This is a genomic window from Rossellomorea sp. ABR4_004 (assembly GCF_056159585.1).
Genome location: NZ_JBSWVM010000001.1, coordinates 916,332 through 928,801, shown reverse-complemented (window position 1 = coordinate 928,801; position 12,470 = coordinate 916,332). Strand labels below are relative to the sequence as shown.

At 42.5% G+C, this 12,470-nt stretch carries 10 protein-coding genes; 9 read left to right on the top strand and 1 reads right to left on the bottom strand.

Going from position 1 to position 12,470, the window contains the following annotated elements; genetic code table 11:
* The first annotated feature begins 41 nt into the window (after positions 1-41).
* The gene (locus ACXAF2_RS05085) at positions 42-692 is read left to right on the top strand and encodes a DUF421 domain-containing protein (protein WP_475137632.1); all 651 of its coding nucleotides are present in this window, start codon (positions 42-44) and stop codon (positions 690-692) included.
* A gap of 63 nt (positions 693-755) precedes the next feature.
* On the opposite strand, the gene spoVB is transcribed toward ACXAF2_RS05085, so the two are convergent.
* Positions 756-2,306: a stage V sporulation protein B gene (gene spoVB / locus ACXAF2_RS05080; protein ID WP_475137631.1), complete on the bottom strand. Its 1,551-nt coding sequence runs from the start codon at positions 2,304-2,306 to the stop codon at positions 756-758.
* A 125-nt stretch (positions 2,307-2,431) separates the two neighbouring features.
* On the opposite strand from spoVB, the gene ACXAF2_RS05075 reads away from it, so the two are divergent.
* The 8 genes from ACXAF2_RS05075 to dtd all read left to right on the top strand — a co-directional run bounded on the left by ACXAF2_RS05075 (position 2,432) and on the right by dtd (position 12,446).
* The gene (locus tag ACXAF2_RS05075; RefSeq protein ID WP_475137630.1) at positions 2,432-2,752 is read left to right on the top strand and encodes a post-transcriptional regulator; all 321 of its coding nucleotides are present in this window, start codon (positions 2,432-2,434) and stop codon (positions 2,750-2,752) included.
* Between the two features lie 130 nt (positions 2,753-2,882).
* Positions 2,883-5,147 (top strand): protein translocase subunit SecDF, encoded by a 2,265-nt coding sequence (gene secDF, locus ACXAF2_RS05070; protein WP_475137629.1) that lies wholly within the window; start codon positions 2,883-2,885, stop codon positions 5,145-5,147.
* Positions 5,148-5,291: 144 nt separating this feature from the next.
* Positions 5,292-6,176: a cation diffusion facilitator family transporter gene (locus ACXAF2_RS05065; RefSeq protein ID WP_315634520.1), complete on the top strand. Its 885-nt coding sequence runs from the start codon at positions 5,292-5,294 to the stop codon at positions 6,174-6,176.
* A 13-nt stretch (positions 6,177-6,189) separates the two neighbouring features.
* Positions 6,190-6,525: a LapA family protein gene (locus ACXAF2_RS05060; RefSeq protein ID WP_475137628.1), complete on the top strand. Its 336-nt coding sequence runs from the start codon at positions 6,190-6,192 to the stop codon at positions 6,523-6,525.
* A 122-nt stretch (positions 6,526-6,647) separates the two neighbouring features.
* Positions 6,648-9,011 carry a single-stranded-DNA-specific exonuclease RecJ gene (gene recJ, locus ACXAF2_RS05055; RefSeq protein WP_475137627.1) on the top strand — a complete coding sequence of 788 codons (2,364 nt, stop codon included), beginning with the start codon at positions 6,648-6,650 and terminating at the stop codon, positions 9,009-9,011.
* Positions 9,002-9,514, top strand: coding sequence for an adenine phosphoribosyltransferase (locus tag ACXAF2_RS05050; RefSeq protein WP_475137626.1), 513 nt, complete (start codon positions 9,002-9,004; stop codon positions 9,512-9,514). The genes recJ and ACXAF2_RS05050 overlap by 10 nt, the downstream gene beginning before the upstream one ends.
* A 288-nt stretch (positions 9,515-9,802) precedes the next feature.
* Positions 9,803-11,992 (top strand): RelA/SpoT family protein, encoded by a 2,190-nt coding sequence (locus ACXAF2_RS05045; RefSeq protein ID WP_475137625.1) that lies wholly within the window; start codon positions 9,803-9,805, stop codon positions 11,990-11,992.
* Between the two features lie 13 nt (positions 11,993-12,005).
* On the top strand, positions 12,006-12,446 hold the full coding sequence (gene dtd / locus ACXAF2_RS05040; protein ID WP_475137624.1) for a D-aminoacyl-tRNA deacylase: 441 nt from the start codon (positions 12,006-12,008) through the stop codon (positions 12,444-12,446).
* Positions 12,447-12,470 lie beyond the last annotated feature (24 nt).

Here is a 12,470-nt window from a genome sequence, read left to right as displayed (position 1 = left end):
TGTCGATACTACAAAAGACGAATGTATGAGGGGGAAAAGTAGTGGAGGAATATTTCCTGATTATTATACGCACTCTTTTTCTTTACTTTTTGATCATCTTTATTTTTCGAATCATGGGAAAAAGAGAGATCGGTGAACTAAGCATACTCGATTTAGTGGTCTTTATCATGATTGCAGAGATGGCTGTCATGGCCATTGAACAACCTAAAGATCCCATTATCCACACGTTGCTTCCAATGGGGGTCATTGTGATGATCCAAATCGTATTTGCATGGTTTTCCCTTAGGTCCAAACCGTTTCGTGAACTGTTGGATGGGAAACCATCCGTTATCATCCATAATGGGAAAATCGACGATAAAATGATGAAAAAACAGAGGTATAACTATGATGATTTACTCCTGCAATTAAGAGAAAAGGATATCTTCAATCTGGCAGATGTGGAGTTTGCAATCTTGGAACCTTCAGGGAAATTATCGGTATTAAAGAAAGATGATGGGGAGGAAGGGTCTCAGTCCATGACGTTGCCGTTGATATTAGATGGCGAGGTCCAAACCACTCATTTGGATATGATCGGGAAAACGGTTTTCTGGTTACGAAAGGAAATGAGGGATAGAGGCTTTAAAAACATACAAGAAATTTCATTCTGCAGCTTTCAGAATGGGCAATTCTACATTGACGAAAAAAATCATTAGTCTTATTTGTCAACGTACACATAAAAACTCCTCAACCACATGTTGAGGAGTTTTTATTGATGATCATTCCGTAATAAATCGGCGGATGAATGGAATGCGTGCAAGGTCATTTTTTACGATAAGCTTAAGGCCGATGGAGAGGAGAAGGTACACAATCGTTGAAGACAAGACTCCAAACAATAAGCGGAACACGAGGCCTTCACTGCTAAATAAGTATAGATACGAATAATGCGCCCATAATCCTGTGGCAATCAGTACGAATCCGGTCTTTAAGTAATCCCTTAAGTAAATCGTCATCGGGATATATTTAAGGATGGTCATGAAGTGAAGCATGGTGACGAGCATAAATCCTGTTACAATTCCGAGAGCGGCCCCATTGATGCCAAATGCGGGTTGAGAGGCAAGGATGAAGATGACCCCGGTTTTCACCACGGCTCCTATCAGGCTGTTGATCATAGCGGCTCTTGCAAGGTTCAGAGCTTGGAGAACAGCTTGCAGGGGTCCTTGATAGTAATAAAATATAAAGAATGGGGCCATAATCATTAAGAAACCTGCACCACTCTCGCTTCCGTACATTACCTGCATGAGAGGCTTGGCATAGACGTAAAGGATGACGACGGATATGCCTCCCGTAATCAAGCAGAATCTCAGCGCCTGTTGAAGCCTGTGCTCGATTAATGTGAAGTTTTTTTGAGAATTGGCTTCGCTTATGGCTGGTACAAGAGATTGAGATAATGAGAGGGTAATGAATGACGGAAGGAACAAAAGAGGCAGCGCATACCCTGTAAGGGATCCATACTGCTTCGTTGCCATCCCGGCCGCCACTCCAGCAAGGGCTAAGCTGTTGACCACGACGATCGGTTCGAAAAACCACGCAATTGACCCGATCATTCTACTCCCGGTTGTAGGCAAGGCCACACTCATCAATTCGTTAAACGTTTCCCGGCCGTTTCGGATCGAGGTGAAGAAATTTCGTCTGATTTTAAACTTTTTCTTTAATTTGAAGCTGGTGAACAGGTAAAGAAGGGATGCTAGTTCTCCTAATACTGACGCCACCATGGCAGCAGCGGCCGCATATTCAATCCCATATGGAAGGAAGGTTTTTGTTAATACGGCAATCAACGTAATCCGGACCACTTGCTCAATGACCTGGGAATAAGCAGAAGGCTTCATGTTCTGTCTTCCCTGGAAGTAGCCCCTGATGACAGAGGAAATGGCTACAATCGGAATGATTGGAGCAATGGCAACCAGAGGATAATAGATTCGATCATCAGTAAATAAAGCTTCGGTCAAGTACGGAGCAAGCAGAATGAGAGCCGGGGTGAAAATGATGGAAAGCCCGAGTGTAATTGATAAGGAAACCACCAATATTTTTTTGACCTTCCGGATATCTCCCCTGGATTCAGCTTCAGCCACATTTTTTGAGATGGCTACGGGAAGGCCCAGTTGAGTGATGGTGATGACAAGGATCAGGGTCGGAAAAGCCATCATAAAAAGACCGACGCCTTCTTCACCGATGAATCTTGCGACGACGATCCGGTTTACAAACCCTAATATTCTAGTAATAAAGGCTGCCATCATTAAGATCATAGTGCCTTTAAGAAATTTTGACATAAAATTCCCTGCCTTCTCAAAATTGGTATTATCGTATACAATGATGTATATGCACAAGGGTGGACAAAGCATGACAAGTAGTGAACAATTCCGGCTATATTTAGCCCAGATGGGGTGAACGGGGAATGAAGAATAATCAGCATCCTTATGATCGTTTCTATGAATCGTTAGAACCAGCACTAATAAGCAAAGTAGAAGAATTTGAAATTCTTGGCTATGGAAAAGCAGACGTCGGCAGACTTTGGTCCTACTTAACGAAGAAGAAATGGAAGAAACCCGAAACGGATGTGAAATTCTTTCAGTTAGTGAGTGATGTGTTAACGGTTAAACCCGGGGAGTATATGAGCTTTGAAACGGTTGAAGCATACAGGTCTCCCAATTGGTTTGCAGATGTGAATGAAGATGAATTGAACGAACTTCTTCGTCCTAATAAGCACGGAAAATAGCCCGAAAAGAAATTGACACCTTTTTCTTTCTCATAGATAATGAGAATGCCTGAAGATTTTAGGAATTATATTACTTTTTGAAGCACATAGTTCGTATGGTTTTTAAAACGGCAAGGAGGATCTATACATAATGGTAAAGCGTGGCCGAATAATCGCCTTCTTTATACTTGTGGTATTACTTGCAGGTACTATGGGAGGAACAACGAAGAGTATTGTCGATAACATTAAATTAGGTTTGGACCTGCAAGGCGGATTTGAAGTTCTTTATGAAGTTCAACCGATTAAGAAGGGGCAGGAAATTACGAAAGAAACGGTGTCCAATACAGCAGATGCATTGGACAAGCGTATTAACGTATTGGGTGTCAGTGAGCCTAATATCCAAATTGAAGATGGAAACCGGATCCGTGTTCAATTAGCGGGGGTGGAAGATCAAAACGAAGCAAGGGAAATCTTGTCCACTCAAGCCAACCTGTCGTTCCGCGACGTAAATGATAAAGTCCGGTTGGATGGCTCGGATCTTGCATCCGGTTCTGCGAAGCAAACCTTCGATGACAAGAACAATCCAATCGTTTCCTTGAAATTAAAAGATCGTGAAAAATTCTATGAATTGACGAAGGAAATCTCTGCAATGGCTCCTCAAAACCAGCTGGTGATCTGGCTTGATTTCGAGGAAGGAAAAGATTCTTATCAAGCGGAAGTTGGGAAAGAAGATCCGAAATTCTTGTCGGATCCCGCTGTAAGACAGCCGATCAACTCCGATGAAGTCATCATTGAAGGGAATTTTACCGTTGAGCGTGCCCAGAATCTTGCTTCCTTATTGAATGCAGGAGCACTTCCTGTAAAGCTTGATGAAAAATATTCAACTTCAGTGGGGGCAAAGTTCGGCCAGCAGGCCCTTGATAAAACAGTCACTGCCGGTATCATCGGGATTGCGATCATCTTCTTATTCATGATTGCGTATTACCGTTTCCCGGGTCTGATTGCTACGATTACACTTTCCGTTTATATCTACTTAATTCTATTGATTTTCGATTTAATGAATGGGGTCCTGACACTCCCTGGAATTGCGGCCCTCATCCTTGGGGTCGGTATGGCTGTCGATGCCAATATCATTACTTATGAACGGATCAAAGAAGAAATGCGCGTTGGAAAGCCTATTCGTTCAGCTTTCCAAGCAGGTAATAAATCTTCGTTCTTAACGATATTGGATGCTAACGTAACAACGATCCTCGCAGCTACTGTACTATTCTTATATGGAACAAGCTCTGTAAAAGGATTTGCAACGATGCTGATTGTCAGTATCCTGACAAGCTTCGTTACAGCTGTATGGGGTTCACGTTTATTACTGGGACTGTGGGTAAACAGCCGCTTCTTTAATAAAAAACCAGGCTGGTTCGGTGTGAATAAAAACGAAATCAAAGACCTGGCGGAAAATTACGATACGCTGGATCTGCCAACTCGTTTCGATCGTTTTGATTTTGCTGCACAGCGCAAAAAATTCTTCGGTTTATCAGCTATCCTGATCACGGCGGGAATCATCATCCTGGCCATTTTCAGATTGAATTTAGGGATTGATTTCGTGAGTGGTTCACGTATGGAAATCCTTGCTGATCAAAGCTTAAAGACAGAAGAGATTCAAGATGAATTGAAAGATTTGAAATTGCCTTCTGAAGATGTAGTGATTTCAGGGGACGATGGGAATATCGCCGTCGTTCGCTATACGGAAGATTTAAACAAAGATGAGATTGCCGCATTAAAGGACCGATTTAATGAACTGTACGGAGCGGAGCCAAGCATCAGCACCGTTTCACCAGTGATCGGAAAAGAGCTTGCTAAAAATGCGATGATCGCTGTAGCGATTGCATCGATCGGGATTGTCATCTATGTGACGTTCCGCTTCGAATGGAGAATGGCAGCAGGTGCGATCCTTGCACTCCTGCATGATGCATTCTTTATCATTGCCTTCTTCAGTTTAACAAGACTCGAGGTAGATCTTACATTTATCGCAGCGGTCTTAACCATTGTCGGTTACTCGATAAATGATACGATCGTGACCTTTGACCGGCTGAGGGAAAACCTTCATAAGAAGCGCAGGCTGAAAACGGATAAAGATATTGAAGATGTCGTGAACCAAAGTATCAGACAAACGATGGGACGTTCGGTGAATACCGTATTAACCGTGGTGTTTACGGTTCTTGCACTCATGATCTTTGGTAGTGAATCCATCCGTAACTTCTCCATTGCCTTATTGGTCGGGTTGATTTCAGGTACGTATTCTTCTGTATTCATTGCCTCTCAAGTTTGGCTTGTGTTGAAGAAGAAAGAACTGAAGAAAACAGGTACGATCAAAACCGTAAAAGAAAAGAAGACGTGGTCAGACGAACCACAAGTATAAGACTATGGATGGGTCCGGGGAGAGCTTTTCCCCGGACCCGTCTTTTTTGTTTTTTTACGGTATTGGGTTACAATACTAATAGTTGAAAGGAGGCGACACCGCTTGAATCATGAAGACCGTTTTAGGAAAGCTGAAATAGCTGCAATGATTGGTGTTGTAGGGAATATTGTACTGGCGGTTATTAAATGGGGAGCCGGTATATTGGGGAATAGTAGAGCGTTGATTGCAGATGCCGTTCACTCTGCCTCGGATGTTGCAGGGTCTCTCGCCGTCTTTATCGGATTACGTGCAGCTAAGCAGCCTCCTGATCAGGATCATCCATATGGGCACGGGAAGGCCGAGTCCATAGCAGCAATCATTGTGGCCGTCTTATTGTTCTTAGTCGGAATTGAGATTGGAAAATCGTCCATAGAATCTTTCTTTCATCCTTTAACACCTCCAACAGCGATTGCGATCTATGCCGTCATCTTTTCCATTATTGTGAAGGAAGCAATGTTTCAATACAAATATCGATTGGGTAAAAGAATAAAGAGTGATGCTTTGATCGTCAATGCATATGAGCATCGTTCAGATGTCTTTTCATCCATTGCCGCACTTGTCGGGATTTCCGCATCCATCCTCGGGGGGAAATTCGATGTAGGCTTTCTTGTATACGCCGATCCGGTAGCCGGTATCTTTGTTTCACTCCTTGTCCTCAGGATGGCTTGGCACTTGGGAGCTGAATCCATACATAATACGCTGGATCACGTCATGCATGAGGAGGATATCGTACCTTTCCGGAAAATAGTGGACTCTGTACCTGAAGTGAAGGAAATCAATGAACTCCACGCCAGGGAGCATGGGCATTACGTCATCATTGATTTGAAAATCAGTGTAGACCCGCATATGACTGTCGAGGATGGTCATCGCGTCGGGAAGCAGGTAAAGAAGAAACTTCTGGAGGAATCCAATGTGAATGATGTGTTCATTCATATTAATCCGTACAATCCGGCTTCTGAAGAAAGGGATGAACAAATAGACTTATCATAAGGAGGGGAATCCGATGAAATTTCAGTGGACATTATTATTAGGTATTTTCTTTGCATTGGTCGTTTCCGTTTTCGCTGTTATCAATGTAGACCCTGTCACCGTCAATTATTTCTTTGGTGAAGCTGATTGGCCTCTTATATTAGTCATACTTGGATCTGTATTCATGGGGGGAATCATTATCGGGTCGGTTGGACTGTTTCGATTATTCGTCGTCCAACGAAAAGTAAAGGCTTTAGAGAAAGAAAATTTACTGTTAAAAGAACAAGCTGAAGGTATGCATAAAGAAAAGGCCGAAAAAGTACCTTTGAAAAAGAGTGCTCCCGGCACAGTAGGGGAAACAGGAGAGTAAACAGCTTGGTGGTTTTGCCACCAGGCTGTTTTTTTTATTGAATAAGAAAAAAACCCTCCTTCTATTAAGATTGAAACCACACCTTCCTTTTTGTATAATGAGTAAGGCTGAGGGGTGAACGTATGTTAAACTCAAAAACACGTTGGATGATGACAGAATCAGATCAACATAAAATATCAGAACTGGCAAATGAATTAAAAATACCTGCGCTTGTGGCGAAATTATTAATCAACCGGGACTTGGACGACGTAGAAGAAGCCCGGAATTTTCTATTCGATACAGGCGATTCATTTCACGATCCATTTCTTTTTGAAGATATGAAAAAAGCAACGGAAAGAATCCATAAAGCCATTGAAAATGGGGAAAGGATTCTTGTTTATGGTGACTACGATGCTGATGGTGTAAGTAGTACCTCTGTATTGATGACCGTGTTAAGGGACCTTGGTGCAGAGGTGGAATTCTATATCCCAAACCGGTTCAGCGAAGGATATGGCCCTAATGAAAGTGCCTTTCGCTGGGCAAAGGAAGAGGAATTCACGCTCATCATAACAGTAGATACGGGAATATCCGCTGTGAATGAAGCAAAATTGGCAAAAGAACTGGAAATGGATTTGATCATTACAGATCACCATGAACCAGGACCGGAATTACCTCCGGCGTATGCCTTGATTCATCCAAAGGTCGAAGGGACCACCTATCCATTTGGAGAACTGGCAGGAGTAGGGGTGGCATTCAAATTGGCTCATGCCCTTTACGGTGAACTGCCTGTCCACCTGCTCGATCTTGCTGCGATTGGGACCATCGCCGATTTAGTACCATTAAGAGGGGAAAATCGCCTTCTTGCCAAGCGTGGGATTGCGCAGCTACGGGTTTCAAGCCGATTGGGAATCAAAGCATTGTGCAGGATTGCAAATGCCCAACAACAGGAAATTTCGGAAGAATCTATTGGATTCATGATTGCTCCCCGTATAAATGCAGTCGGCCGGTTAGGGGATGCAGACCCTGCCGTCGATCTTATGCTTACAGAAGATGCCGAGGAAGCAAAGGCCCTGGCTGAAGAAATTGACAGCTTGAATAAAGAAAGACAGGCGATCGTGTCTCAAATGACCGAAGAAGCGGTTGAGATGGTGGGGAATGATTTTCCCCTGGAGGATAACTCCGTACTTGTAATCGGGAAAGAAGGCTGGAACCCTGGAGTAGTCGGAATTGTAGCTTCACGCTTAGTCGACAAGTTTTACCGTCCGACCATCGTGCTCAGCTTTGACTCTGAAAAAGGAACCGCAAAGGGATCGGCAAGAAGTATCGCAGGATTTGATTTGTTCAAGAATTTATCAACCTGCCGTGATATTCTGCCCCATTTTGGAGGACATCCGATGGCTGCAGGTATGACCTTACAGTTAGACGATGTAGCCCAGTTCAGAAACCGATTAAATGTGTTGGCTTCGACTGAATTAACGGAAGATGACTTTATACCGGTCACACAGCTTGATGCTTCTGTTACAGTGGACGAAATCACCGTAGAGTCGATTGAAAAGCTTCAGCTTCTGGCCCCTTTTGGGATGCATAATCCAAAACCGAAGTGGATCATAGACAATGTAAGCATCGAACACTATAAAAAGATCGGATCGGCACAAAATCATTTGAAATTAGTACTAGAAGACAAAGGTGTACAATTGGACGGTGTCGGGTTTGGATTGGGAGAACTGGCCGATCATATGACCCCATTTTCGAATGCCTCTGTTATAGGTGAATTATCGATTAATGAGTGGAATAATCGCAAGAAACCTCAGGTGTTTTTACAAGATGTGAAAATTGATCATTGGCAATTATTTGATGTTCGCGGGATTAAACAAGTGCATAAATGGAATGGGCTTATCCCTGATGAAAATAAAATAATGATTTGTTTTAATCCGGCTACTTTAGAAAAGCTGAGTCTGGAAAAAGATGAAGTGATGCTTCTTGAGGATGGTTCATCACTTGAAGGACTTGCAACCGATAAGGCAAGCCTGGTTCTTGTGGATCTGCCCACTTCCAAACCAATACTTGAAGAGCTCTTGAAGAAAGGTCATCCTCATCGGATCTATGCTCATTTCTTCCAGGAAGAAGATCATTTTTTCAGTACGATTCCAACCCGTGAACATTTCAAATGGTACTATGGATTTTTAACAAAGCGTGGTTCATTTGATTTAAATAAGCACGGTGATGACCTGGCGAAATACAAAGGCTGGTCAAAAGAAACAATAGATTTCATGTCACGGGTGTTTTTTGATTTGAAGTTTGTTACAATAGTGAATGGATTTATTTCTCTCAATCCTGAGAAAACCAAGAAAGATCTTTCTGAATCTCTAACATATCAGAAGAAACAACAACAATACGAGCTTGAAAACGAATTGTTATATTCTTCCTATCAAGAGTTGAAGACTTGGTTTAATGAAAGGATAGAAGAGTCTGTTACAATTGAGGAGGAAGTAAAAGCATGGACTTAAAACAATATGTTACGATCGTTGAGGATTGGCCAAAAGAAGGAATTAAGTTTAAAGACATCACTACATTAATGGATGATGGTGATGCATATAGATATGCGACAGATCAAATCGTAGAGTATGCAAAAGAGAAACAGATCGACCTGGTTGTGGGGCCGGAAGCACGAGGGTTCATCATTGGATGCCCAGTGGCGTATGCTTTGGGAGTCGGTTTTGCTCCTGTACGTAAACCTGGTAAGTTACCGCGTGAAACCATTCAAAAAGAATACGGATTAGAGTATGGTAAAGACGCTCTGACGATTCATAAAGACGCAATCAAACCTGGACAACGAGTTCTTATCACGGACGACTTGCTTGCAACGGGTGGCACGATCGAAGCTACCATCAAGCTTGTTGAAGAATTAGGTGGAGTTGTGGCCGGTACCGCATTCTTAATCGAATTAACGTACCTGGATGGACGCGACAAGCTCGACAACTATGATATTCTTACATTAATGCAATACTAATATCGTTTATCGATTCTCATATACGTATATACTATGTGATATACTGTTTACTTAAGGGACTGACATCTGGTTTTGAATGTCAGCCCTTATTTTTTATTTGGAAGGGCCGAATCGATGATAGATGTGGATGATGCGAATTTTCTCATCGACAATTATCGACAAAAATAGATTGAATCTGAGAATTTTACGCTAACCCCTTTACATAACCTTATTTTTTTTTGATAATAGTAACAATCATTAAAATCGAACACTAGTGAAATATATTAAAATACAAAGGTGATTTTGATCATGGCTAAAGATCAAGTACTAACCCCTGAACAGGTTATTGATAAAACAAGAGAATATTTAAATGATGAGCATGTAGGGATGGTCCAGAAAGCCTATGAGTACGCAAGGGATGCACATAGTGAGCAGTACCGTAAGTCTGGAGAACCCTATATCATTCATCCCATCCAGGTAGCGGGAATACTCGCGGATCTGGAAATGGACCCGTCAACTGTCGCTGCCGGTTTTCTTCATGATGTAGTGGAGGATACCGGTGTTTCTCTTGGGGAAATCGAGGAAGCATTCAATGCCGAAGTGGCCATGCTTGTAGATGGGGTCACAAAACTTGGAAAGATTAAATACAAGTCACAGGAAGAGCAGCAGGCTGAAAATCACCGGAAAATGTTTGTGGCGATGGCTCAGGATATCCGTGTCATCCTGATTAAATTGGCAGATCGTCTGCATAATATGAGAACGTTGAAACATTTGCCACAGGAGAAGCAGCGAAGAATTGCCAATGAAACACTTGAAATCTTCGCTCCATTGGCACATCGATTAGGAATTTCGAAGATTAAGTGGGAATTAGAGGATACGTCGTTAAGGTATTTAAATCCTCAACAGTATTACCGTATAGTCAATCTTATGAAGAAAAAGCGTGCGGAGCGTGAAGAGTATTTAGAGGACGTCGTCAATGAGGTTAAGGATAAGTTAGGCGACGTGAAAATCGTGGCTGAAATATCCGGGCGACCTAAGCATATTTACAGCATTTATCGTAAAATGGCTCTTCAAAACAAGCAGTTTAATGAAATATATGACCTACTCGCAGTGCGTGTAGTAGTAGACAGCATTAAGGATTGCTATGCCGTTTTGGGTATCGTCCACACGTGCTGGAAGCCAATGCCTGGCAGGTTCAAAGATTATATTGCCATGCCTAAACCTAATATGTACCAATCTCTTCATACAACTGTCATCGGTCCAAAAGGGGATCCTCTTGAAGTGCAAATCAGAACACTTGAAATGCACCAAATCGCTGAGTACGGTGTGGCGGCACACTGGGCATATAAAGAAGGAAAAGAAGCGAACGAAACGGTATCCTTCGAAAAGAAGCTCTCATGGTTCAGGGAAATATTAGAGTTCCAAAACGAATCTGCCAATGCGGAAGAGTTCATGGAGTCTCTTAAGATTGATCTCTTCTCTGATATGGTCTTTGTGTTCACACCTAAAGGAGATGTACTTGAACTGCCATCGGGGTCTGTTCCAATTGACTTCTCTTATCGTATTCATTCAGAAATCGGTAACAAAACGATCGGTGCCAAGGTAAATGGGAAGATGGTCACTCTTGACTATAAGTTGAAAACGGGGGATATCATTGAAATTCTCACGTCCAAGCATTCATACGGCCCCAGTCAGGACTGGTTGAAGCTTGCCCAAACATCCCAAGCGAAGAATAAGATCAAGCAATTCTTCAAAAAGCAGCGAAGAGAAGAAAATATTGAAAAAGGCCGGGATTTAGTAGAAAAAGAAATCAAGAATCAAGATTTCGATGTGAAAGAAATCCTTACTCCTGAAAATATTAAACGTGTATCTGAGAAGTTTAACTTTTCAAACGAAGAAGATATGTATGCAGCCGTTGGCTATAACGGGATTACGGCAGCTCAAATCGCCAACCGCTTAACGGAGAGAGACCGGAAAAAACGTGAGCAGGAAGACAGCCTGGAAGAAACGATGAAGGAATTGAATGCCCAACCGGTTAAACGTAAAAAAGATGCCGGTGTCCAGGTAGAGGGCATTGACAATCTTCTTATCCGTTTATCCCGTTGCTGCAGCCCAGTTCCGGGGGATGAGATTGTAGGTTTTATCACGAAAGGCCGTGGGGTTTCTGTACATCGTTCTGACTGTACAAACGTAATGGCGGATGAAGTAGAGCAGCGTCTTATTCCAGTGTCATGGGAAAGTGATAGAAATGACCGTAAAGAATACAATGTGGATATTGAAATCTCCGGTTACGATCGCAGAGGCCTTTTGAACGAGGTGCTTCAGGCGGTAAACGAGACGAAGACGAATATTTCGGCCGTAAGTGGAAGATCCGATCGAAATAAAGTGGCAACCATCAATATGTCCATTTCGATTCACAATATATCCCACCTACACAAAGTCGTGGAAAGAATTAAACAGATTTCAGATATTTATGCTGTAAGAAGAATCATGAATTAAAGGAGATTTCTTTATGAAGGTTGTACTGCAAAGAAGTAAAGAAGCCTCCGTCACTGTTGATGGAGAAGTAAAGGGAGCCATTCGTTCAGGTGCTGTATTGCTCGTGGGGATCACCCATGAAGATACGGAAGAAGATGCTCGTTATGTTGCAGACAAAGTAGTGAACCTGCGTATTTTTGAAGACGAAGAGGGGAAGATGAATCATTCTTTGCTGGATGTAGGAGGCGAGATACTCTCCATCTCTCAATTCACACTTTACGGGGACTGCCGTAAGGGAAGAAGGCCAAACTTCATGAGTGCAGCGAAGCCCGATCACGCAGAGTCTGTTTACAATTACTTTAATAAGGTATTAAAAGAAAAAAGTATTAAAGTGGAAACGGGCGTATTTGGAGCCATGATGGACGTGAATTTAACGAATGATGGTCCTGTTACGTTAATGATAGAAAGTAAATAAAGAAAAGCTGATCCTGCAAATGTC